25 protein-coding genes are annotated in these 23,132 nt (G+C 60.5%); 14 read left to right on the top strand and 11 right to left on the bottom strand.

The features are described from left to right. The first annotated feature begins 128 nt into the window (after nt 1–128). From dapF to AC1DE4_RS11835, 5 genes are all read left to right on the top strand, one after another. Entirely contained in the window at nt 129–1,034 is a 906-nt protein-coding gene (dapF, locus tag AC1DE4_RS11855; protein ID WP_025658137.1) for a diaminopimelate epimerase, read from the top strand. Continuing rightward, nucleotides 1,031–2,305, top strand: a complete 1,275-nt coding sequence (gene mtaB, locus AC1DE4_RS11850; protein WP_025658138.1) for a tRNA (N(6)-L-threonylcarbamoyladenosine(37)-C(2))-methylthiotransferase MtaB — start codon at nt 1,031–1,033, stop codon at nt 2,303–2,305. Before dapF ends, mtaB begins: the two co-directional genes overlap by 4 nt. A gap of 15 nt (nt 2,306–2,320) precedes the next feature. Continuing rightward, nucleotides 2,321–3,913 (top strand): signal recognition particle-docking protein FtsY, encoded by a 1,593-nt coding sequence (ftsY, locus tag AC1DE4_RS11845; RefSeq protein ID WP_477881413.1) that lies wholly within the window; start codon nt 2,321–2,323, stop codon nt 3,911–3,913. 64 nt (nt 3,914–3,977) lie between these two features. Continuing rightward, nucleotides 3,978–4,622: a septation protein A gene (locus tag AC1DE4_RS11840; RefSeq protein WP_018855815.1), complete on the top strand. Its 645-nt coding sequence runs from the start codon at nt 3,978–3,980 to the stop codon at nt 4,620–4,622. Beyond that, nucleotides 4,619–5,206: a DUF2585 domain-containing protein gene (locus tag AC1DE4_RS11835; protein ID WP_025658140.1), complete on the top strand. Its 588-nt coding sequence runs from the start codon at nt 4,619–4,621 to the stop codon at nt 5,204–5,206. Before AC1DE4_RS11840 ends, AC1DE4_RS11835 begins: the two co-directional genes overlap by 4 nt. Here the strand turns inward: AC1DE4_RS11835 and AC1DE4_RS11830 are convergent, their stop codons facing one another. Genes AC1DE4_RS11830 through ccmA form a run of 5 tightly spaced genes read right to left on the bottom strand, consistent with a single transcriptional unit; the run spans nt 5,207 to nt 8,092 of the window. After that, nucleotides 5,207–5,812, bottom strand: coding sequence for a DsbE family thiol:disulfide interchange protein (locus tag AC1DE4_RS11830; RefSeq protein ID WP_025658141.1), 606 nt, complete (start codon nt 5,810–5,812; stop codon nt 5,207–5,209). Continuing rightward, entirely contained in the window at nt 5,809–5,976 is a 168-nt protein-coding gene (gene ccmD / locus AC1DE4_RS11825; protein ID WP_025658142.1) for a heme exporter protein CcmD, read from the bottom strand. Before ccmD ends, AC1DE4_RS11830 begins: the two co-directional genes overlap by 4 nt. 2 nt (nt 5,977–5,978) lie before the next feature. Continuing rightward, a complete protein-coding gene (locus tag AC1DE4_RS11820; protein WP_018855811.1) occupies nt 5,979–6,740 on the bottom strand; it encodes a heme ABC transporter permease in 762 nt (253 codons plus the stop codon). Between the two features lie 48 nt (nt 6,741–6,788). Further along, entirely contained in the window at nt 6,789–7,448 is a 660-nt protein-coding gene (gene ccmB, locus AC1DE4_RS11815; RefSeq protein WP_025658143.1) for a heme exporter protein CcmB, read from the bottom strand. Beyond that, entirely contained in the window at nt 7,445–8,092 is a 648-nt protein-coding gene (gene ccmA, locus AC1DE4_RS11810) for a heme ABC exporter ATP-binding protein CcmA (RefSeq protein WP_025658144.1), read from the bottom strand. The genes ccmB and ccmA overlap by 4 nt, the downstream gene beginning before the upstream one ends. A 258-nt stretch (nt 8,093–8,350) precedes the next feature. Between ccmA and acnA the strand changes: the two genes are divergently transcribed. The 3 genes from acnA (at nt 8,351) to AC1DE4_RS11795 (ending at nt 12,781) form a co-directional block, all read left to right on the top strand. Continuing rightward, a complete protein-coding gene (acnA, locus tag AC1DE4_RS11805; protein WP_025658145.1) occupies nt 8,351–11,041 on the top strand; it encodes an aconitate hydratase AcnA in 2,691 nt (896 codons plus the stop codon). A gap of 235 nt (nt 11,042–11,276) precedes the next feature. Continuing rightward, nucleotides 11,277–12,014 (top strand): DUF1223 domain-containing protein, encoded by a 738-nt coding sequence (locus AC1DE4_RS11800; protein WP_018855807.1) that lies wholly within the window; start codon nt 11,277–11,279, stop codon nt 12,012–12,014. Between the two features lie 365 nt (nt 12,015–12,379). After that, nucleotides 12,380–12,781, top strand: a complete 402-nt coding sequence (locus tag AC1DE4_RS11795) for a DUF2794 domain-containing protein (RefSeq protein WP_018855806.1) — start codon at nt 12,380–12,382, stop codon at nt 12,779–12,781. A gap of 7 nt (nt 12,782–12,788) precedes the next feature. Here the strand turns inward: AC1DE4_RS11795 and AC1DE4_RS11790 are convergent, their stop codons facing one another. The 4 genes from AC1DE4_RS11790 to AC1DE4_RS11775 all read right to left on the bottom strand — a co-directional run bounded on the left by AC1DE4_RS11790 (nt 12,789) and on the right by AC1DE4_RS11775 (nt 17,610). Then, the gene (locus AC1DE4_RS11790) at nt 12,789–13,346 is read right to left on the bottom strand and encodes a GNAT family N-acetyltransferase (RefSeq protein ID WP_025658146.1); all 558 of its coding nucleotides are present in this window, start codon (nt 13,344–13,346) and stop codon (nt 12,789–12,791) included. Between the two features lie 109 nt (nt 13,347–13,455). Further along, nucleotides 13,456–14,184 carry a Bax inhibitor-1/YccA family protein gene (locus AC1DE4_RS11785; RefSeq protein WP_025658147.1) on the bottom strand — a complete coding sequence of 243 codons (729 nt, stop codon included), beginning with the start codon at nt 14,182–14,184 and terminating at the stop codon, nt 13,456–13,458. 178 nt (nt 14,185–14,362) lie between these two features. Next, nucleotides 14,363–16,906 carry an ABC transporter permease gene (locus tag AC1DE4_RS11780; protein ID WP_025658148.1) on the bottom strand — a complete coding sequence of 848 codons (2,544 nt, stop codon included), beginning with the start codon at nt 16,904–16,906 and terminating at the stop codon, nt 14,363–14,365. Beyond that, nucleotides 16,903–17,610: an ABC transporter ATP-binding protein gene (locus AC1DE4_RS11775; RefSeq protein WP_025658149.1), complete on the bottom strand. Its 708-nt coding sequence runs from the start codon at nt 17,608–17,610 to the stop codon at nt 16,903–16,905. Before AC1DE4_RS11775 ends, AC1DE4_RS11780 begins: the two co-directional genes overlap by 4 nt. Before the next feature lie 53 nt (nt 17,611–17,663). Between AC1DE4_RS11775 and AC1DE4_RS11770 the strand changes: the two genes are divergently transcribed. Both AC1DE4_RS11770 and thpR read left to right on the top strand, forming a co-directional pair. Next, nucleotides 17,664–18,308: an arylesterase gene (locus AC1DE4_RS11770; RefSeq protein ID WP_025658150.1), complete on the top strand. Its 645-nt coding sequence runs from the start codon at nt 17,664–17,666 to the stop codon at nt 18,306–18,308. 68 nt (nt 18,309–18,376) lie between these two features. After that, nucleotides 18,377–18,970, top strand: coding sequence for an RNA 2',3'-cyclic phosphodiesterase (thpR, locus tag AC1DE4_RS11765; protein ID WP_025658151.1), 594 nt, complete (start codon nt 18,377–18,379; stop codon nt 18,968–18,970). On the opposite strand, the gene AC1DE4_RS11760 is transcribed toward thpR, so the two are convergent. Then, complete coding sequence (locus AC1DE4_RS11760) at nt 18,877–19,377, bottom strand: low molecular weight protein-tyrosine-phosphatase (RefSeq protein WP_025658152.1); 501 nt, start codon at nt 19,375–19,377, stop codon at nt 18,877–18,879. The genes thpR and AC1DE4_RS11760 overlap by 94 nt on opposite strands. A gap of 34 nt (nt 19,378–19,411) precedes the next feature. Between AC1DE4_RS11760 and AC1DE4_RS11755 the strand changes: the two genes are divergently transcribed. Together AC1DE4_RS11755 and AC1DE4_RS11750 are read left to right on the top strand one after the other, a co-directional pair. After that, nucleotides 19,412–19,717: a 4a-hydroxytetrahydrobiopterin dehydratase gene (locus tag AC1DE4_RS11755; RefSeq protein WP_018855798.1), complete on the top strand. Its 306-nt coding sequence runs from the start codon at nt 19,412–19,414 to the stop codon at nt 19,715–19,717. 51 nt (nt 19,718–19,768) lie between these two features. Then, nucleotides 19,769–20,158, top strand: coding sequence for a YkvA family protein (locus tag AC1DE4_RS11750; protein ID WP_018855797.1), 390 nt, complete (start codon nt 19,769–19,771; stop codon nt 20,156–20,158). Between the two features lie 7 nt (nt 20,159–20,165). Here AC1DE4_RS11750 and AC1DE4_RS11745 read toward each other — a convergent pair whose 3' ends face one another. Beyond that, complete coding sequence (locus AC1DE4_RS11745; RefSeq protein WP_025658153.1) at nt 20,166–20,726, bottom strand: sigma-70 family RNA polymerase sigma factor; 561 nt, start codon at nt 20,724–20,726, stop codon at nt 20,166–20,168. A 333-nt stretch (nt 20,727–21,059) separates the two neighbouring features. On the opposite strand from AC1DE4_RS11745, the gene AC1DE4_RS11740 reads away from it, so the two are divergent. Next, the gene (locus tag AC1DE4_RS11740; protein ID WP_025658154.1) at nt 21,060–21,629 is read left to right on the top strand and encodes an invasion associated locus B family protein; all 570 of its coding nucleotides are present in this window, start codon (nt 21,060–21,062) and stop codon (nt 21,627–21,629) included. Nucleotides 21,630–21,856: 227 nt separating this feature from the next. Further along, nucleotides 21,857–23,089 (top strand): dual-specificity RNA methyltransferase RlmN, encoded by a 1,233-nt coding sequence (gene rlmN / locus AC1DE4_RS11735; protein WP_025658155.1) that lies wholly within the window; start codon nt 21,857–21,859, stop codon nt 23,087–23,089. Nucleotides 23,090–23,132 lie beyond the last annotated feature (43 nt).

The raw sequence follows: 23,132 nt of genomic DNA, 5'->3' as shown, positions 1-23,132 counted from the left end.
CATTCTTAAATATGAGGTCACGGCATTTCCTCTCTGGCAATGTGTGGCTCATCCACCGCCAGTCAAGCCACTGGTAATTCCCCCGCATTTCCGCCATATACAGCCCAAACAGAGACGGACATGACACTATGAGCGCAACGGTCGAATTCGCGAAGATGAACGGGCTTGGCAACAAGATCCTGGTCGTCGACATGCGCGGCCGCACAGACAAGGTAGCGCCTGCGGCGGCAATCGCGCTGAATGCCGCTGACGACACACAGTTCGACCAGATCATGGCGATCCATGATCCAAAGGCAGCTGGCACAGATGCCTGGATCGATATTCTGAACTCCGACGGCTCGAAGGCGCAGGCCTGTGGCAACGGCACGCGCTGCGTTGTGCAGGCGCTTGCTTCGGAAACCGGCAAGAAGGTTTTCACATTCCAGACGGTGGCCGGCATCCTCAATGCCACCGAGCATGAAGACGGGACGATCTCAGTCGATATGGGCAAGCCGGTCTTCGACTGGGACAAGATCCCGCTCGCCGAAGAATTCCACGATACCAGCCGCATCGAGCTGCAAATCGGGCCGATCGACAATCCCGTGCTGCATTCGCCCTCCGTCGCTTCGATGGGCAATCCGCATGCGATCTTCTGGATCGACCGTGATCCGATGTCGTTCGATCTCGGCCGCTTCGGGCCGCTGCTCGAAAACCATCCGATGTTCCCCGAGCGCGCCAATATCACGCTGGCGCAGGTGACCTCTCCGAACTCGATCACGACGCGCACCTGGGAGCGGGGCGCGGGACTGACGCTCGCCTGCGGTTCTGCCGCTTGTGCGACGGCGGTATCCGCCGCTCGCACCGGACGGACCGGGCGCGAAGTCGCGGTGAAGGTTGCAAGCAGCCCCAATCAGGGCGTGCTGACGATCGAATGGCGCGAACGCGATGCTCACGTCATCATGACCGGCCCGGCTGAATGGGAATGGTCGGGCACGCTCGATCCGTCGACGGGTGCGTGGTCGCGCGATGCGGCGCCGGGAGCCGAAGCGCGGTGAGCGGCGTCGAGGTCATCACCTTCGGCTGTCGTCTCAATACCTACGAATCCGAAGTGATGCGGGCGCAGGCCGAGAAGGCCGGGCTCAATAATGCCATCCTCGTCAATACCTGTGCGGTTACCGGCGAAGCTGTGCGTCAGGCACGCCAGGCGATCCGACGTGCGCGGCGCGACAATCCTCATGCCCGCATCATCGTCACTGGCTGCGCGGCCCAGACGGAAAAAGAAACCTTCGCCGATATGGCCGAGGTCGATGCTGTCCTCGGCAACGAGGAGAAACTGAAGCGCGCTTCCTATCGCTCCCTGCCGGATTTCGGCGTTTCGGCGGAAGAGAAGCTGCGCGTCAACGACATCATGAGCGTGCGCCAGACGGCGCCGCAGATGGTCAAGCATATCGATGGTCATGTGCGGGCTTTCATTCAGGTCCAGAACGGCTGCGACCACCGCTGCACCTTCTGCATCATTCCCTATGGCCGAGGAAATTCGCGGTCGGTGCCGATGGGGGCGGTTGTCGATCAGGCGCGGAAACTCGTCGAAAGTGGCTACCGGGAGATCGTGCTGACCGGGGTCGACGCGACCAGCTATGGTGCCGGTCTTCCCGGAGAGCCGACGCTCGGGCTGCTTGCCAAGACGCTGTTGAAGCAGGTGCCGGATATTCGCCGCCTGCGGCTTTCGTCGATCGACAGCATCGAAGCGGACAAGCATCTGTTGGACCTCATTGCCGACGAAGCGCGGTTCATGCCGCATCTCCACCTTTCGCTGCAGCATGGCGACGACATGATCCTGAAGCGGATGAAGCGTCGCCATTCGAGCGCGGATGCCTTAGCTTTCGTCAACGACGTGCGCCGTCTGCGGCCGCAGATGAGCTTCGGCGCGGACATGATCGCCGGCTTTCCAACCGAGAGCGAAGAAATGTTCGCCAATGCGGTGCGGCTGGCGGAAGAGGCCAATATCGCTCATCTCCACGTGTTCCCTTACAGCCCGCGGCCGGGGACACCTGCCGCGCGCATGCCGCAGCTCGATCGCGCGCTGGTCAAGGAGCGGGCAGCGCGACTGCGCGCCACTGGACATCGCCTGCATCAGTCCCATCTCGACGGAATGGTCGGAACGCAGCAATGGCTGCTGGTGGAAAACAACGGTTTGGCGCATACCGAGAACTTCACGCTTGTCGCAGCGGCGGGACTTGCGCCCCGAAGCTTCGTGCAGGCTGTCATCACCGGACACAACGGCAAACACCTCGACATGCAATTGACGGCCGCCGACGCGGCCTGAGTTTACGGAATCCTCATGGCGTTCAATTTCATCAAAAAGGTCTTCACCTTCGGCCCCAAGCCGGAGGAAGAGCATGCGCCGGGGGCGGTCGAGACGAAAGCGCTCGAAACCGAGCTGGAGCCGCATTCGCGCGAGGAGAACCTTCCGGTTGCCGCAGACCTGGTTCTGGCGGAAGAGGTGGATACGGCCGGCGGGCCTGCCGATGACGTAGCTGAGGACGCCTCGATCGAGGAGCTTGCCGAGCAGGCCGAAGCGTTCACACCCGTTGAGGACGACGTTTCCGAGGTCTTGCCGCCTGAGATGTACGTAGGCGATGTGGGTCTTGTGCCGCTCTCGTTGCTTGTAGACGAAGCGGAGCTCGATACTCCTGCTGGAAGCACGCTCGGAGAGACGGTTCCTGTTGCGCCTTCCCTGCAGCCGGAAATCGGCGATGGGGCAGAGGATGATAGTGTCGCGGAACTAGCATCTCTCGGCGAAACCGAAGAGACGTCGGCTGCAGAGCTTACAGCTGAAGCCGATGTGGAACAGCAGCCTATCGCTGATCGGGCCTCTCCCGCCGAGCATGAGGTATCCACGCCGGCGGAGGATGATAGCGTTTCCGGAGATATCTCCGTGACTCCCGTTCTTCCAAAGGGATTTGCCACCGGTCCCGCGGCTTCCGAGTCCGCGCCTCCGGTGCCTGCCTCAAGACTTTCCTGGTTCCAGCGCCTGCGCGCCGGCCTTGCCCGCACCTCGTCGCAACTTACCGGCCAGATCGCGGCCCTTTTTACCAAACGCAAGCTCGATGACGACACGCTGCAGGATCTCGAGGATCTGCTGATCCAGGCCGATCTTGGCGTCGAGACGGCCATGCGCGTCACCGATACGCTGGCCTCCGAGCGCTACGGCAAGGACGTCACCGGCGAGGACGTGAGCCGCATCATGGCAAGCGAGATCGCCAAGGTGCTGAAGCCGGTCGCCAAACCATTGCAGCTCGATCTCAGCCACAAGCCGCACGTCATCCTCGTCGTCGGCGTCAACGGAACAGGCAAGACCACGACGATCGGCAAGCTAGCGGCCAAGCTCTCGGGCGCTGGCCTCAAGGTGATGGTTGCCGCCGGCGATACCTTCCGCGCCGCTGCCATCGAGCAGCTGAAGATCTGGGCCGACCGCACCAAGTCTGAATTCATCGGCACCAAGCTCGGTGCCGATGCGGCGGGTCTCGCCTACGATGCCTTCGAGCAGGCCAAGGCAAAGAAGTGCGATGTGTTGATCATCGATACCGCCGGCCGCCTGCAGAACAAGGCGGAGCTGATGGCAGAGCTCGAGAAGATCGTTCGGGTTCTCGGCAAGCTCGATCCGGATGCGCCGCATACGGTGCTGCAGACGCTCGATGCGACGACGGGGCAGAACGCCCTGTCGCAGGTGGAAATCTTCAGGAACGTTGCCGGCGTGAACGGACTGATCATGACGAAGCTCGACGGCACGGCGCGTGGCGGCATTCTCGTGGCGATCTCTGCCAAGCACAAGCTGCCGGTCTATTTCATCGGCGTCGGCGAAGGCGTCGATGATCTCGAGCCTTTCGAGGCCGAGGATTTCGCCCATGCCATTGCCGGGCTCGGCCAATAATGCCACAGATATGCCGACAAACACGGGCAAGCGTCTCGTGTGGCACAAACGGATTTGAGATAGAATGACGACAGAGAGCGATATCACCCCAAGCGCGGCCGACCGGCATCACCCGATGCTGAAGCTGGCGCTGGAGCTTGGCCCGCTGCTGATCTTCTTCTTCGCCAACCTGCGCGGCGCCTGGCTGGTCGAAAGGTTTCCGGCTCTGTCGGAGCTTGGCGGACCACTGTTCGTGGCGACGGCCCTCTTCATGGCGGCGACGGTGACCTCGCTGGTGGTCTCGAAGATCATTCTCGGGCATCTGCCGATCATGCCTTTCGTGTCGGGTATCGTGGTCGTCATCTTCGGATCGCTGTCGATCTACTTGCAGAACGAGACCTTCATCAAGATGAAGCCGACCATCGTCAACGCGCTCTTCGGCGTTGCGCTGCTGGGCGGCCTGGCTTTCGGCAAGTCGCTGCTCGGCTACGTCTTCAATGCGGCCTTTCAGCTCGATGCCGAGGGATGGCGCAAGCTGACGATCCGCTGGGGGATCTTCTTCCTCTTCCTGGCGGTGCTGAACGAGGTCGTCTGGCGCAACTTCTCCGATGACTTCTGGATCGCCTTCAAGGTCTGGGGCACGATGCCGATCACCATCATCTTCACCATGGCGCAGATGCCGCTCATCATGAAGCACACTGTGACCTCGGCGGGAGAGACCGAGAAGTGACGACACTGGATACGGCAGAGAGAGCCAAGCACCAGACCTTCTGGTTCGCCGCATGCGGTGCGGTCCTGCTGATCCAGATCATCGCCGAATATATGATGGGCCGCACCCCCATCTGCACCTGCGGATACATCAAGCTTTGGGAAGGTAGCGTCAATTCCAGCGGTAACTCTCAGCATATTTCCGACTGGTACACGCCGTCTCACATCATTCACGGCTTCATATTCTACGGCGTTACGTACCTTCTTTTGCGCGACAAGCCGATTGCCATGCGGCTGCTTCTGGCGCTCGTCATCGAATCCGGCTGGGAACTGCTGGAAAATTCGCCTGTCATCATCGACCGCTATCGAACGGCGACGATCTCGCTCGACTATTACGGCGACAGCATCCTGAATTCTGCAATGGACACGATCTTCATGGTGATCGGGTTCTTCTTCGCCTCGCGGGCGCCGGTCGCACTGACGATCGCAATCGCGATCTTCTTCGAGCTTCTGACCGGCTACCTGATCCGCGACAACCTGACGCTCAACGTGCTGATGCTGATCTGGCCCGTCGAGGCGATCAAGACCTGGCAGAGTGCGCTCTGATCAGGAGGCCGGCTTGCCGAGCGCCGTCTCCACGGCGGGGAAGAGGCCTTCCCTGAGACTGACATCGTCGAACGGGCCGACCCGCTTGTAGAGGATCGTGCCATCAGGGGCGACGAGATAGCTTTCGGGGATGCCGTAGACACCCCAATCGATGGCCGCCTGCCCTTTGGGATCGACGCCGATGGCGGTAAAGGGATTGCCGAGTTCGCCGAGGAAGCGAAGCGCGTTGTCGTTCTTGTCCTTGTAGTTGATGGCAACCACATTGAGCCGGCTGTCCTTTGCTAGTTGCATCAGGATCGGATGCTCGTCGCGACAGGGAATGCACCAGGAGGCAAAGACGTTGACAAGCGTCAGTTTTCCCTTGATGGCACTGTCGGTCAGCGCCGGCAGGTTGGCACCTTCGAGCGGCGGAAGGTTCAGCGCCGGCGCCTTCGTGCCGATCAGTGCGGAGGGGATTTCCGAGATATTCTTGCCGTGGACGTCCTGATCATAGAGCATCTTTGCTGCGGTGGCTGCGATGCCGGCGAAGACAACCAACGGGATCAAGGCGACGGCATAGCGTCCAAATCCGCGCTTGGCGGAGTTAGTTTCAGGGGTGGTGCTCATTGGCCATCCGTTGTTCGCGCCGAGCGGCGGCGGATGCCGGAGGCTTCAAGGGCTGCCAGTTCCTTCCGGCGAGCGCGGCCATCGGCCCAGGTCCAAAGGGTAACCGCGGCCGCGACAAGGGCGGCAAAGCCGTAGGCGCCATAGACATAGAAAGCGTGTGTCATGACTATCCCTCGCGGCTTGCCAGGCGGGCGGCCAGTCGACGCTGAGCGGCGACGCGGCGACGCCAGATCTCGTTGCGGATCGCCATGATATGCAGCGTGAGGAAGAGCGCGGTGAATGCAACGGCCATCACCAGCAGCGGCCGCAGGAACTCGGGATCGATGGCCGGACCATCGAGGCGCAGCACACTCGCGGATTGATGCAGCGTATTCCACCATTCGACCGAAAACTTGATGATCGGGATGTTGACGAAGCCAACCAGAATGAGGACGGCGCTGACGCGGGCGGCCTTTGAAGGGTCGTCGATCGCGCGATTAAGGGCGATGAGCCCGAGATACATCAGGAACAGAACGAAGACGGAGGTGAGCCGGGCGTCCCAGACCCACCAGGTGCCCCACATCGGCTTGCCCCAGAGGGACCCAGTCACCAGGGCAATCAGCGTGAAGGCGGCGCCGAGCGGGGCTGCGGCCTTCGCCGACACATCCGCCAGCGGATGGCGCCAGACCAGCGTGCCGACGGCCGAGAGGCTCATGATCGTGTAGCCCATCATCGCCAGCCACGCGGCCGGCACGTGGACATACATGATGCGAACCGTTTCACCCTGCTGGTAGTCGCCTTCTGTCGTGAAGCTGAGATACAGCCCCACGATAAAACAGAGGGCCGTGAAACCGGCCATCCACGGGAGGATGCGTGCGGCCAGCGCCAGAAACCGTGTCGGATTGGCGAGGTCGCTGAATTTCGTGATGGCAAGGCTCGTTTCGCTCATGCCGTTTTCCTTACCGCGATATGCCTGACGCCGCAATCGAGTGCCCGATCAATCCGACGTGTGACGCAGCGCAAGCGCGGCAGCCACCGGTCCGATCACCGCGAAGAAGAGGGTCAGCGCCATCAGGATGAGGAAGGGCGGCAGAAAGGGCGATGGCCCCTCGACCGCCGCGTAAGTGGCACTGACGCCGAAGATCAGCACGGGGATCGTCAGCGGCAGCACCAGAATCGACACCAGCAGACCGCCACGCGGCAAGGCGACAGCAACGGCCGCGCCGACGGCACCGATGAAGGTAATCGCGGGAGAACCGACGAGCAGCGTCAGCATGGTCGCGCCGATGGCGGTCTCGCTCATATTCATGAAGAGGCCAAGCAACGGCGAGGCGATAACCAGCGGCAGGCTGGTGGAGACCCAGTGCGCCAGGCATTTGACGAGCACCGTCAGCACCAGCGGCGTTTCCTGCATCAGCATCAGATCGAGTGAGCCATCATCGCGCTCGGCTTGAAACAGGCGGTCAAGGCCGAGCAGCGCCGCAAGCAGCGCACCGATCCAGACGATTGCCGGGCCGATGCGGGACAACAGTGCGAGATCGGGCCCGACACCGAAGGGGATGACCGCGACAATGGTCAAGAAAAAGAGAACGCCGATCAGCGCGCCGCCGCCGGCGCGTATCGAAAGCTTGAGGTCTCGCAGAAGCAGGGCAGTCATTCCCACACTCCCGGTCCGGCGTGGGCAAATCCCGCCATCTGCAATTCCTGCGCGCCTTCCAGTCCTAGCGGCTGGTGGGTTGCCGCGAGCACGATGCCGCCGTTGCAGCGATGCGCTTCAACAAGCTCGGCAAACAGACGGTCGCCGCTTTTATCGAGCGCAGCAGTCGGCTCATCAAGGATCCAGACCGGCCGGTGGGCGATAAGCAGCTTGGCGAACGCGAAGCGGCGCTGCTGCCCGGCGGAGAGGTAGCCGAACGGGAGGTGCGTGATGCCCTCGAGACCGACCGCCTCGGCTGCCTCGTCGATCGAGACGGTGGAAGCGCCATGGCTATCGCCAAGAAAGCACCGCCAGAAATCGAGGTTTTCGGCGACCGTCAACTCGCTCTTCATTGCATTGCGGTGACCGAGATAATGGCTGATTTCCCCGACGCGCCCGTGTGTGTTGCCGAGCGAATCGGTGAAGCTGACCGAGCCCTTTTCCTGATGCAGCAAACCGGCGACGACGCGCAGCAAAGTTGACTTTCCCGATCCATTTTTGCCTGTCAAAACCAGTGCTTCGCCCGATTCCAGGCGAAAGGACAGGCCTTCAAAAATCAGGTCTTCGCCCCGGCGCGCAGCCAGATTGGCAGCCTCAAGATGCATGACTTTTCCGTGGTTTAATTTTTCAGTCATCGCAATGCAAAAAAATCCGAAATGGGTCACGCACTCTCTGGCACCTTTCATAGAAATTATCTATAAGACCCGCAACCACGCCAGCGGTCGGCGTGAATTTCATCCTTGCGCCGAACATGGGCTTCGCTCCACGTGCGGACAGCGGAAATGGCCGTACCCGCATCCTGATGTGCATTACGTGCATAGGCGTCCGCACGATTGTGTTCGCTATCAGAAACGGGGTCTCTCGTGTCTAAATCTCTTGACAGCTTTAATTGTCGTTCCACGCTCACCGTGAACGGTAAGGACTACGTCTACTACAGCCTGCCGAAGGCTGAGGCGAATGGCCTTCCGGGCGTTTCGAAGCTTCCCTATTCGATGAAGGTTCTGCTCGAGAACCTGCTTCGCTTCGAAGACGGTCAGTCGGTGACGAAGGACCACATCATTGCTGTTGCCGAATGGCTGAACAACAAGGGCGCTGTCGAAAACGAAATCGCCTATCGCCCAGCGCGCGTGCTGATGCAGGACTTCACGGGCGTTCCTGCCGTCGTCGACCTCGCCGCGATGCGCGACGCGATGGTGTCGCTCGGTGGCGACCCAGAGAAGATCAACCCGCTGGTACCCGTCGACCTCGTCATCGACCACTCGGTTATCGTCGACGAATTCGGTACGCCGCAGGCATTTGCCAAGAACGTCGAGCTGGAATACCAGCGCAACGGCGAGCGCTACCGCTTCCTGAAGTGGGGCCAGCAGGCATTCAAGAACTTCCGCGTCGTTCCTCCGGGCACCGGCATCTGTCACCAGGTCAACCTCGAATATCTCGGCCAGACCGTCTGGACGAAGGAAGAGGACGGCGAGACGATCGCTTATCCGGACACCTGCGTCGGCACCGACTCGCACACGACGATGATCAACGGCCTTGGCGTACTCGGTTGGGGCGTCGGCGGTATCGAAGCGGAAGCGGCCATGCTCGGCCAGCCGGTCTCGATGCTTCTGCCGGAAGTCATCGGCTTCAAACTCACCGGCAAGCTCAAGGAAGGCGTCACCGCGACCGATCTCGTGCTGATGGTCGTGCAGATGCTGCGCAAGAAGGGCGTTGTCTCGAAGTTTGTTGAATTCTTCGGCCCTGGCATGGACAACATGCCGCTCGCCGACCGCGCGACCATCGGCAACATGGGTCCGGAATACGGCGCGACCTGCGGCTTCTTCCCGGTTGACGGCGAAACCATCAACTACCTCAACATGTCCGGCCGCAGTAAGGACCGTATCGCTCTCGTCGAAGCCTACTCAAAGGCACAGGGCATGTGGCGCGAAGGCGATGGTTCGGACCTCGTCTTCACAGATACGCTGGAACTCGACCTCGGCGACGTTGTGCCTGCCATGGCCGGCCCGAAGCGTCCTGAAGGCCGTATCCCGCTCGAAAACATCGCTTCTGGTTTCGCCGGCTCGATGGACACCGATTACAAGAAGCCCGGTCAGCTCTCCAACCGCTACGCGGTCGAAGGCACCGACTTCGATCTCGGCCATGGCGACGTGGCGATTGCCGCCATCACCTCCTGCACCAACACCTCCAACCCGTCGGTTCTGATCGCTGCCGGTCTTCTTGCCCGCAACGCCGTTGCCAAGGGCCTGAAGTCCAAGCCGTGGGTCAAGACCTCGCTGGCACCGGGATCGCAGGTCGTTGGTGAGTATCTGGCGAAGTCCGGCCTGCAGGCCGACCTCGACAAGCTCGGCTTCAACCTCGTCGGCTTCGGTTGCACGACCTGCATCGGTAACTCCGGTCCGCTGCCGGCGCCGATCTCGAAGACGATCAACGACAAGGGCTTGATCGTTTCAGGCGTGCTCTCGGGCAACCGCAACTTCGAAGGCCGTATTTCTCCGGATGTTCAGGCGAACTACCTGGCTTCGCCGCCGCTCGTCGTTGCCTACGCGCTGGCCGGCACGGTCCAGAAGGATCTGACCAAGGAGCCGATCGGTGAAGACCAGAACGGCAACCCTGTTTATCTCAAGGACATTTGGCCGACCTCGCACGAAGTGCAGGACTTCATCCAGAAGTACGTCACCCGCGAACTTTACGAAACGAAGTACGCCGACGTCTTCAAGGGTGATGAAAACTGGCAGGCCGTCAACGTTCCGGCCGGACAGACCTACGCCTGGGATGACAAGTCGACCTACGTGCAGAACCCGCCCTACTTTGTGGGCATGGGCAAGACCGGCACCGGCATCTCCGATATCAAGGGTGCGCGCGTTCTCGGCCTATTCGGCGACAAGATCACCACCGACCACATTTCGCCTGCCGGTTCGATCAAGGCTGCGTCTCCGGCTGGTGCTTACCTGCTTGAGAACCACGTCGCTGTCGCCGACTTCAACCAGTACGGCACGCGCCGCGGTAACCATGAAGTCATGATGCGCGGCACCTTTGCCAACATCCGCATCCGCAACCACATGCTCGGCCCGAACGGCAAGGAAGGTGGCTACACCATCCATTACCCGTCGAAGGAAGAGGAATCGATCTACGACGCGGCTATGCAGTACAAGACCGAGGGCGTTCCGCTCGTCATCTTCGCCGGTGTCGAATACGGCAACGGCTCGTCCCGCGACTGGGCCGCGAAGGGCACCAACCTGCTCGGCGTCAAGGCGGTCATCGCACAGTCCTTCGAGCGTATCCACCGCTCGAACCTCGTCGGCATGGGCGTCATCCCCTTCGTCTTCGAAGAGGGCACGACGTGGCAGAGCCTCGGCCTGAAGGGTGACGAGATGGTCACCATCGAAGGTCTCGAGAACATCAAGCCGCGCGAAAAGAAGATTGCAAAGATCACCTACGGGGACGGCACCGTGAAGGAAGTTCCGCTGCTGTCGCGCGTCGATACGCTCGACGAAGTGGTCTACCTCAACAACGGTGGCATCCTGCAGACGGTTCTGCGCGATCTCGCTGCCTGATTGTTAACAGACTTGCATGACAATGACCGCCGGAAAGAGATTTCCGGCGGTCTTTTTGTTTGAGCACGAGGTATTAGATGGCCAGTCACGCTGATGTGTTTCAGCTTGGCTTCTCCGAAGCTTGGTCTCACCCCTTCGTGACTTTCCGTTTAGATCGAGAACCATTATCTCTACGTTCAGACATCGGAACCTGCGGCGAAGGGTGGCGGTGGTTGCTGAAGAAAAGGTGCAGTGAATGTCCCCGCGGTTTCTGATTTCTCTGGTTGCAGGTGTGGCGCTTGCCGGCCCACTGTTTGCCCAGGACGCGCCAAAAGGCGTGGTCGAACTCTTCACCTCGCAGGGATGTTCTTCTTGTCCTCCAGCCGATGCGGCTTTCCGCAAGATTGTCGAGGCTGGCGGCGTTATCGCCCTCGCTTATCACGTCGACTACTGGAACTACATGGGCTGGGCCGATACGCTGAGTTCGAAGGAAAACACCGAGCGCCAGTATGGCTACGCGCAGACCATGGGCCGCGCCAATGTCTATACGCCGCAGGTTATCGTCAATGGTCGTGACCATGTGGCAGGGGCCGATCTGGGCGCGATCAATAAGAAGATCGATAGCTATGCAGCCGAAGGCAAGGGATTGTCGGTGCCGGTCACCGCACAGATGCGCGACGACCAACTCGAGATCAAGATTGGCGCGGGCCAGGGCAAAGCCAATGTCGTCATGGTCTATTTCAACCGGGAGAAGACCATCGAGGTCGAGAAGGGCGAAAACAGCGGTCAGAAGATTGCTTATCTGAACAGCGTTGCCGATGTCGAAACCGTCGGCATGTGGGAGGGCAAGGAAACGAGCTTGACGCTGCCGGCCAGCGTGATGCAGAAGCCGGATCTTGAGGGCTGCGCGATTCTACTTCAATCCTCCACCGCCGACGGCAATCCATCGGCGATTCTCGGAGCGACGGTCGTCATGGCTGGGAAGAATATCTGACCGTTTCATCTGCCTTGCGGATGGAAAACGGGGCGGCCCGGCTGATCGTATTCGGGGCTGGGGTTAAGGTCGATACGGTCAGCCGGGCCCTTTGGCGCGCTGGCGCCAAACTCGCACAAAACCTTTTCAGCAGACCAAATCCGGCAAAAAGATCATGCGCAAATCAGGTGCGACGCGGGTCCGAACGGCCCCGCGGCGCAGTCGTGAGGGAATTTCTCCTCCAAATGAGGCGCTGTTTTGACTGAATTGCGGCGCTCGGGAGATTGCACAGACTATGATTAATGTGACTGATCGCCCGCTTGCAATTTGTAAACGCTAAGGCAAACTGTCATGTACCCGTCACAAGCGGAGGCACAGGGAGACTGATGACAGATCAGCCGGATTTGCGGCGCGGCGAGAGCCGGTCAGCCGACAACAGTTCCTCAGTCGTCGTAGATCTCAAGGAATACAAGCAGAGCAAGGATCCAGCGCCGGTCACATTCCACCGACGCGAGCTCGACGCGATTTTATGGATTTATGGCCGCATGGTCGGCGAGGGCGAGTGGCGGGACTATGCGATCGATCATCTGAAGGATCGTGCCGTCTTCTCCGTTTTCAAGCGATCAGGTGAAATGCCACTCTTTCGCATCGAGAAGAATCCGAAGCTCACTGCCAAGCAGGGTGCTTATTCCGTTATCAATACGCACGGCGTTATCCTGAAGCGTGGGCACGAACTCCCCCAGGTTCTGAAGGTCTTCAACAAGGCGTTGAAGCTGGTCGAGAAGTAGCTCGAGCTCAGGCCTTGAACAGCGTGCCTGGATAGGTCGAGGCATCGGGGTCGGTCGCCGCCCCATCACCCAGGGCACGCTGCATGATCATCGTGTCGAGCCAGCGACCGTGCTTGTAGCCTGTTGCCTTGAGTCGGCCGGTTTCTGCAAAGCCCAATGTCTGATGCAGGGCAATGGATGCCGGATGCGCGCCGCCGATCACGGCCACCATCTGGCGAAAGCCGAGATCGGTGCAGCGTTGGATCAGTTCGGCGAGCAGCAGCCTTCCAATTCCTTTGCCGCGCGCTTCCGGCGCCAGGTAGATCGAATCCTCGACCATCCAGCGATAGGCCGGCCGCGTGCGGAAGGCCGAGGCGTAGGCGTAACCAAGCAGCCCGCCATTCTCATCGATCGCGGCGATGTAGGGGTAGCTCTGGCCCGTGATTGCGGAAAATCGTGCCGCCATCTCGCTCTCGTCCGGTGGGACGATCTCGTAGCTTGCGACACCGTTCAGTACGGATTCGCGATAGATGGCCGTGATGGCAGGGAGATCGGATGAGGAAGCGTCGCGGAGGAAGATGGGCATTCGGTCGGCCGGCAGATATGACGATGGACTCTTCCAGAAATCATCCTCGGCATGATCGAGCAACAAAAAAGGCGGCCGAAGCCGCCTTTTTCGATAACGTTCCTGTTCCTTATTTGCGGTCGCCCATGAACTGCAGGAGGAACATGAAGAGGTTGATGAAGTCCAGATACAGGGTCAGTGCGCCCATGATTGCCTTGCGGCCGGCAACATCCGCGCCGTCTGCTGCGTAGTACATTTCCTTGATGCGCTGCGTGTCGTAGGCGGTAAGGCCTGCGAAGATCAGCACGCCGATCACGGAGACCGCGAACTGCAGGGCAGACGATGCCAGGAAGATGTTCACGATCGACGCGATGATCAGGCCGAAGAGACCCATGATCAGGAACGAGCCCATCGCGGAGAGATCACGCTTGGTCGTGTAGCCGTAAAGCGACAGCGCACCAAAGGAGGCGGCCGTCACGAAGAACGTCTGCGTGATGCTCGACTGCGTGTAGACCAGGAAGATCGACGAAAGCGACAGGCCCACCAGCGCGGCGTAGACCCAGAAGGTCGTCTGCGCGGCGGCAACGCTCATCCGGTTAATCCTGAAGCTCAGGAAGAACACGGCAGCCAGCGGTGCAAGGATGATCACCCAACGGAGCGGCGACTGGAAAAGCAATACGCCAAACTGCGTCAGCTGGCCGTCCTGGACGGCGAAATTGAAGCCCAGATAGGCGGCTACACCCGTGATCGCCAAACCCAGCGCCATCAGGTTGTAGACCTTGAGCATATAGCTGCGCAGGCCCTGGTCGATCATCTCGCCAGTCTGTACGCGGCCTTGGTAATTACGAAGGTCAGCCATAGTTTCCTCTTATAAGCTCCGGTGTGGACACGGTGGCGGGTCAACGACCCGGGCGCCGCTGCGGAGCCCAGCATGCCTGCACACAATATGAGCCTTTCGGCTTTCGCAAACAAGGCCCTTGCAACCCGCGATCGGGTTAAATCGCCGTAAGGTGAAGGAAATTTCTCCGTTTGATCAATCAGAGTTCGCGCAAAACGGGTGCCGCTTTCTGGCCGAGGATGCGCCAGGTGCCGATGAGTCCGATACCAACGGTCAGAACCAGAGCCGTCACAAGTGTCAGGCCGGCAACATCGGGCAGGAAGTGCGAGGGGATGCGCATGATCCGGGCGGTGATGAACCAGGCCGCAACGCCGCCGGCAAAAAGGGCGAAGACTGCGGTCGCCGCCCCAAGGATCAAATATTCGTAGCAGAAGGCACGGATCAGCATTCGCCTCGTCGCGCCGAGTGTCTTGAGGACGACCGCGTCATGGGTACGGGCGCGGTTACCGGCGGCCAGCGCGCCGGCCAGAACCAGGACCGAGGCGATCAGCGCAACGGAGGCAGCGGCGCGGATCGCAGTCGCCAACTGCGCCACCAGCGTGTTGACGATGTCGATCGCGTCCTTGACCCGCACGCTTGTGATGGTCGGATACGTGTTTGTAACGGACTTCAAGATCGCGGCCTCCTGGCCAGAGGTCGCCGTCGGGTCGGTGAGCGTCGCGAGCCAGGCGTGCGGGGCGCCGCGAAATGTATTCGGCGAGAAGATCATCACGAAGTTGATGGAAAGCGACTCCCACTCGACCTTGCGCAGGCTCGCAATCCTCGCGGTGATGTTGCGGCCGAGCACGTTGACGGTGACGGTGTCACCGATCTTCAGGCCGAGTTCATTTGCCTCCTCGGCAGAGAAGGAGACGAGCGGTTCGCCGCTATAGTCCTTCGGCCACCATGATCCCTCGGTCAGCGATGCATTTTCCGGCAGCGCTTCCGAATAAGTGATGCCGCGGTCGCCACGCAGCACCCACTGGCCGCCGGGCGGAACCTTGCGCTTGGTAACGTCCTCGCCGTTAAAGGCGAGGATCCGGCCGCGCAGCATCGGCACTTCGACCAGTTTGCCATCCGGCGAACCGGCTTTGACGACGCTGCGAAATGTCTCGAGTTCCGACCCCTGAATGTCCACGAAGAAAAAATTCGGCGCGCCGGCGGACATGCGCCCGGTCAGTTGCTGGCGCATGTTGCCGTCGATGAGGGTGAGCGTCACGAGTAGTGCGAGGCCAAGACCGAGAGACAGGACGACGGAGGGCGTCAGTGCGCCAGGCCGGTGGATGTTGCCGATTGCGAGCCGCAAGGCTGGCGAATTCACCCGCGGGCTGCGGCGCGCCAGCCAAGCAATGCCGGCTGCGACAAGCCGCAGGATCACGAAAGCGAAGGCGATCGCGCCGACAAAGACCATCGCGATGAAACGATCATACGCGGTTACGACGGCAAGGCCGGCAAGGGCAACAAGAAAGGTCGCAGCGAGAAGGATGTAGGGCCAGGAAGGCAAGCCCCGCGCCTCGAAGCCCTGCTCGCGGAACAGGGCCGTTGCCGGAACCTCTCGTGAATGCCCGAGCGGCATGATGGCAAAGGCCAGCGTTGTCAAAATACCGAAAAGGACTGCGAGGGCCAGAGCCCCGGGGTAGAACGTCAGAGCCGTGGAGACCGGCAGGAACTGCGCCAGAAATTGCGACGCTACGATTGGCGCCAGCGCCCCGATGACGAGGCCGATCACCATCCCGCCCAAGGCAATGATGGCGATCTGGAAAAGATAGATCAACACGACGGTCGCGGCGGGCGCCCCAAGGCATTTGAATGTCGCAATGGTCGTGCGCTTGGAATCGAGGAAGGCACGCACGGCATTCGCGACGCCGACACCACCGACGATCAGGGCCGTCAGTCCGACCAGCGTCAGGAACTGCGAGAAACGCTCAATGTTCTCCGTCAGCGCAGGGGCTGCCCGGTCGCTGGTGCGGATCGACCAGCCGGCGGATGGAAATTCCTTGCCGGCCCGATCGCGCAGCGTGGATCTCTCGGCCTGGTCGTCCATGCGAATCTTGTAGGCATGTTCGACCAGGCTGCCGGTCTGGATGAGGCCGGACGCCTTCAGTGCTTCCCTGCTCACAAGCAGCCGGGGCGCGAAACCAAAACCTTCCGAAACCGCGTCCGGCTCCGTCTTGACAGTACCGGTGATATTCAGAATGACATTGCCCAGGAGGATCTCATCTCCGATGGAGAGGCCGAGCCGATCCAGCAGAAGCGGAGCGGCCACCGCGCCATAGGTGCCGCTCTGCCCCGACAGAAGCGCGTGCAGCGGATAATTCGGTTCGGCCGCGAAGGTGCCGTAGAGCGGATAGGCGCCATCGACTGCCTTGACCTCGACCAGCGCCTGATCCGAGCCGTCGGGCTTGCGCGCCATCGAGCGCAGGCCTGTCGACACCGATACTTTGCCGAAGCCGCGCAGGAAGTCCATTTCGGCTTCCGTCGCCTCGCGATTGTTGAGCTCGAAGCGTGCGTCGCCAGCCAGAATCTCCTGACCTTGCGTGGCGATCGTGTTGGTGATGGACTGCGAAACCGAGTTGACGGCTGCAATCGCGCCGGTGCCGAGAGCGATGCAGGCCAGAAAGATGTAGAAGCCGCGAAGCCCGCCGCGCAGCTCGCGGAGCGCGAGACGAAAGGCGAGGGAGACGCGCGGGGTCAGCAATGTCATGCAATCGCCGCCTCAGGCTGGACAGGCGCACTATCGCTCTCGATCTGGCCCGAACGAACCCGAATCTGCCTGGAGCAGCGTTTGGCGAGCGCGGTGTCGTGGGTGACGAGCAGCAGCGTCATCCCCCGCTCGGCCTGTTTGGAAAACAGGAGATCCGCAATCTGCCGGCCGGTGTCGGTGTCGAGATTGCCGGTGGGTTCGTCGGCGATCAGCAGCGCCGGTGACGGTGCGAGCGCGCGTGCAATCGCCACCCGTTGCTGTTCGCCGCCGGAAAGCTGGCCGGGATAGTGGTTCAACCGATCGCCAAGCCCGACGGATTTCAATTCACGGCGGGCGATTTCGAACGGATTGGGAAGGTTGGCAAGCTCCAGCGGCACAGCGACGTTTTCCAGGGCCGTCATGTTGGCGATCAGGTGGAAGGATTGGAAGACGATACCGATATTGCGGCCGCGGAAGTCGGCCATCTGGTCTTCACTCAGGGCATGTAGCGGTGTGCCGCTGACATTGATTTCGCCACTATCGAGTCTTTCCAGCCCTGCGAGCACCATCAGCAACGTCGATTTTCCGGAACCTGATGGTCCGACGATGCCAACCGACTCTCCGGTGCCGATCGTGAGGTCGATGCCCTTCAAAACATGGACGGAGGCGGCGGCGCTGCCAAGCGTCAAATCGGCGCGCTTCAACTCGATGATGGTTTTTGCCAACAGTATTCGCCCTATATAGATGCCGATTGTCTTGCCAATCTAGGGAAAGCGGAATGAGTTTTAAAGTTGCCGGCCTTCACATCGCCGTCATTGTTGCGACGATGGCCTTTGCGGTCGTAGCCAATGCAAAGACAATCAGCCTGGTCGGTTTTGGCGACAGCCTTATGGCGGGCTACCAACTCCCTCCCGGAGATGGCTTTCCAGAAAAGTTGCAAGCAGCCCTGACAGCCAAGGGTGTCGACGTATCGATCGCGAACGCGGGCGTGTCCGGCGACACGACGGCCGGTGGTCTTGCGCGAATCGATTGGTCGGTCCCCGACGGCACCGATGGCGTGATTCTCGAACTGGGCGGCAATGATGCCCTGCGCGGCATCCCTCCGGAGGAAAGTGAAAAGAACCTCGATCAGATAATTGCTCGGCTAAAGGAACGTGGTGTTGCGGTCCTTCTCGTCGGTATGCTGGCGCCGCCGAACATGGGCGGCGACTATGCGGGGCGCTTCAACTCGATCTACGCGAAACTCGCGCAAAAACATGGCGTTGCGCTATATCCCTTCTTTCTCGACGGTGTCGCGCTCGATGCCGGTCTGAAGCTTGAGGATGGGATGCACCCGAACAGCAAAGGGATCGATGTGATGGTCGAAAAGATGGAGCCGGCTATCACGCAATTCTTAGGAACGATTTCTACTGTGAAGAATTAGGGACTTGCGCAGGTGTTCAATGCGTGATTCCGTGTGAGCACCTGCAAAAGATTCGGGGAGTGCTCGTTATGCCGAGACTGTTTACCGCCCTCGAAATTCCGCGCAATGCCGCGATGAGCCTCTCATTGCTGCGCGGTGGTCTCCCTGGTGCAAGATGGATCGATGTGGAAAACTACCACATCACTTTGCGCTTCATCGGCGATGTCGATGGACGCACGGCAGACGAAATTGTCGATCGGCTCGACCGCATCGACCGGCCCGAATTCCAGATACGTCTCGATGGTATCGGCGCATTCGGGTCCAAAAAACCGCATTCGGTGTGGGCCGGCGTCTCGTCTTCACCCGAGATGTACGCCCTCCAGGCCGAAATCGAGCGGATCTGCCAGCGCATCGGATTGCCGCCTGATCCCCGCAAGTTCACGCCGCATGTCACGCTGGCGCGGTTGAAGTCGTCGCGGGTCGACGATGTCGTGCACTATCTCGCCGGGCGTGGAAACTTCCAGACTTCGGCCTTCACCGTTCCGCGCTTCGTTCTGCTGTCGTCAAGGGAATCGGTCGGCGGTGGGCCTTATTTGACGGAGGAGATCTTCCCTCTCCACGAGGCATTGTCGGTGCCCAGCGTCTCGAGCAGCTTCCTGCAGCCGGCAAAGAGCCTGGCGTAGACGCGTTCGAAGCCGTCGCTGTCGCCGAAATAGGGGTCGGGTATATCCTCGCCGCTTGCCAAAGCGAAATCGCCGAACAGGCGGATATTTGCGGCTCCCGGGCTCATGCGATGCAGTTCGGCGACATTTGCGCGATCCATCGCGAGGATCAGGTCGAAGCCGCTGAAATCCTTCGTCCTGATCTGACGCGCGCGTTGCCGGGAAATGTCGATCCCGTGGCCTCTCGCGGTGGCGATCGAGCGCCGATCCGGATGCTCGCCCTCGTGCCAGCCGCCGGTGCCGGCCGAGTCGATCTCAAAACGCTCGGCAAATCCGGCCGCATCGACGAGGTGCGAGAAGATCCCCTCGGCAAGAGGCGAGCGGCAGATATTGCCCATGCAAACAAACAGGATGCTAATGCGTTTCATCTGTGGTCCATGACGGAAGAGAAGGGACAATCGCATGAAACGGGAAAAACTGGAACGTCAAGCAATCGCTGCCGAGCTCGCCAAGCTTGACGGCTGGTCGCTCGACGCTGCCGGCACGGCGATATCGCGAAGCTTCAAGTTTCGCAATTTCGTTGAGGCGTTCGGCTTTATGACCGAAGCGGCACTTGCTGCGGAACGGCTCAATCACCATCCCGAATGGTTCAACGTCTATTCGCGCGTCGACGTAAAGCTTAACACCCATGACGCCGGCGGCTTGACGGAGCTCGATTTCAAGCTGGCGGCAGCGATGGAGAAGGCGGCGGCGCGCCGACTTGATTGAATCCGGTGCCGCCGTCACCATATGTGCGCGTGAAAGAGAGGACCAATCGGAATGGACGACGTCAAATTCGGTGAGATCCTGCTGCCGGGCGACGATGATACGCAAAGCCGGCGCGAAGAGACGGTGCGCAAGAAATTCTGGCCGACCTTCAAGAAGGCCGTACGGCAGATCCCGTTCGCGCGTGATGTCGTCGCTGCATTCTACTGCGCGATGGATCCCCAGACGCCGACAAGGGTGCGCGGCGTTCTGCTGGCGGCACTCGCCTATTTCGTCATGCCTGTTGACATGATCCCTGATGTTTTTGCCGTGATCGGGTTTTCGGATGACGTAGCGGTCCTTTCCGCGGCCTTCGCCATGGTCAGCAGGCATCTGAAACCGAAGCACTATGAAGCAGCGGACCGTGCGCTCGCCGATAAGCCTGAAGGCATGAAGACGATCTAGCGTTACCTCAGGCGCCCTCGGCCTCCAGAACCTTTCGGAGCTTTCCGAAGGCAAGCCGGATGCGGGATTTTACCGTCCCGAGCGGCAAGCCGGTCGCCTCGGCGATTTGCGAATGGGATTGGCCGAGAAAGAAGGCGGCGCGGAGCATCTCCCGCTGTTCTTCCGGGAGTCGGCTGACAGCGGCGCGAATATGGGCATCGCGATCGTCGTTTACGAGGATCTCGTCTGCGCCGCTTTCCGCGACCGGCTGCAATGCCGGGTCTGCCTGGTCCAGTGTGCGCGCTTTGGCCCGGCGCTGGAGATCGATCCGACGGTTGCGGGCGATGCGAAAAAGCCAGGTCGACAGAGAGGATCGCGCTGGATCGTAAAGCTCGGCTTTGTGCCAGAGCACGATCATCACTTCCTGAACAAGCTCCTCGGCCTCGCCGCTCGACATTCTTTGGCGCAGTAACCACGATTTGAGGCGCGGTGCGAAGTAATCGAACAGCACGGTGAATGCCTCCTGGTCGCGGCGTTCCGCAACGGCCCTTGCGAGGGCGGCGAAGCGCTGTTTCTCTTCGGCATCCATGTCTGGCCTAAAGCCCCCTGGCTCAGCGAATTCTCCAGCGGATTTCTAATACTTATTGACGTACAACGGTTTCTGAAAAGGTCAAACTCTTGCCTGAATCTTTATGTCTTAGATTCATCCGTGACATTGATCCGTGTGCGCACGCGGCATCACTTCATTACGGGCGAGGCGCCGCGTCCGATGTTGACACTTGGGTGAGAATGGAACAGGCAGGGACTTCTAGCAGTCCCCGTTGACGCTTTGGTAACCTGAATTAAGTCAAAATAAAGCAGATCGTGATTATGCGCCGCCCGTTCGCTTCGGGCTCGAATCGCAAGAACCGGCAGGATATCCATGTTTCTTAGAAGTACCGCAATCGCCATTTCCCTCGTTCTCGCCGGCGCCGGCATTGCATCCGCTCAGACCAAGAAGTCGCAGCCCGCGGCGCAGCCACAGGCAGCGCAGCCGCAGGCTACTCCGGCTTCGACAGCGCCGACACGGATCCAGCAGTTCCAGGCTTGGGGCGCCTATTCCTACAAGTCCGGCGCGAACACTGTCTGCTACGTTCTGTCCGTACCCACGGAAAAGAAGCCGGCCGGCATCGATCACGGCGACAACTTCTTCATCGTCTCTCAGCGCCCCGGCCAGAACATTTCCTACGAGCCGCAGGCAATGATGGGCTACACCGTCAAGGAGAACTCGAAGATCGATGTCGTGATCGACAACAAGACCTTCGTGATGTTCACCAAGGACAAGGCCGGCTGGGTCGAGAACGCAGCTCAGGAGCCGGCGCTCGTCGCGGCGATGAAGGGGGGCCACTCGATGACGGTCAACGCGACATCGCGCAAGGGCACGTCGACCTCCTACAGCTACTCGCTGTCCGGCATTTCTGCTGCACTAAAGCAGGTTGAAGGCTGCAAGTAAGCCTCCTGTTACGGTGACGAAATTTCAGGAGGCCGGCCTTGTGTCGGCCTTCGTCGTTTCCATCTATAGTGACGCGCGGCGAAAATGATGCTAAAGGCCCGCGCAACAGCGGATAGATTGCGGCTTTGCCGCCCGGTCCGCATTCAATTTCTGCCATCATGCCTGTCGTGCCCGCAAGTCATCCGGCTTACCGGGGCGATTGCATGTTGAATTCGGGATAAGAGACTATGTCCGTCATGGATGCGATGACTGTTACGAAGCCTGCCGGCGTGTTGCCGCAGCTCGACGCCGGCCAGAAACCCTCGCTGATCGGCTTGAGCCGCGAAGAGATGGGTGCTGCGCTGCGCGAAAAGGGCGTGCCGGACAAGCAGATCAAGATGCGCGTTGCCCAGCTCTGGAACTGGATCTACGTGCGCGGCGTCTCCGATTTTGATCACATGACGAATGTCGCCAAGGACATGCGCGAGATGCTGAAGCAGCATTTCACCATCGCGCGTCCTGATATCGTCGAGGAGCAGGTGTCCAACGATGGCACCCGCAAGTGGCTGCTGCGTTTCCCGCCGCGCGGGGCGGGGCGACCGGTCGAGATCGAGGCCGTCTACATCCCGGAAGAGGGTCGCGGTACGCTTTGCATCTCCAGCCAGGTGGGCTGCACGTTGACCTGCTCCTTCTGTCATACCGGAACGCAGCGTCTGGTGCGCAATTTGACGGCTGAGGAAATACTCTCGCAGCTTCTGCTGGCTCGCGATCGGCTGGGCGACTTCCCGGACCGTGAAGCGCCGCAGGGCACCATCATGCCGGCGGAAGGCCGCAAGGTCAGCAACATTGTGATGATGGGCATGGGCGAGCCGCTCTATAATTTCGACGCCGTGAAGCAGGCGTTGCTGATCGCCACAGATGGCGACGGGCTTTCGCTCTCCAAGCGTCGCGTGACGCTTTCCACCTCGGGCGTCGTGCCTGAAATCTTCCGCACCGGCGATGAGATCGGCGTGATGCTGGCGATCTCTCTGCATGCCGTCCGCGACGACCTGCGCGACATCCTGGTGCCGATCAACAAGAAATATCCGCTGAAGGAGCTGATCGACGCGTGCCGGAAGTATCCCGGCCTGTCGAACGCCCGCCGCATCACCTTCGAATATGTGATGCTGAAGGACGTCAACGACAGCCTCGAGGACGCTAAGGGCCTCGTCCAGCTGCTAAAGGGCGTGCCGGCGAAGATCAACCTCATTCCGTTCAATCCGTGGCCGGGCACCAACTACCAGTGTTCCGACTGGGCGCAGATCGAGAAGTTCGCCGATTTCATCAATTCGGCCGGCTATGCCTCGCCGATCCGCACGCCACGCGGCCGCGACATTCTCGCGGCCTGCGGTCAGCTGAAGTCGGAGTCGGAGCGCATGCGCAAGACCGAGCGGCTGGCCTTCGAGGCGATGATGATCGCCAACCATGGCGCCGACGACTGATCAGCAAGTTTGATCCGTTCAGTGTTTTCTTATGATTGATTTC

Source organism: Rhizobium sp. 10N414 (genome assembly GCF_056394785.1).
The sequence above is the reverse complement of the archived record's forward strand: the minus strand, read 5'-3'. Positions and strand labels throughout refer to the sequence as shown.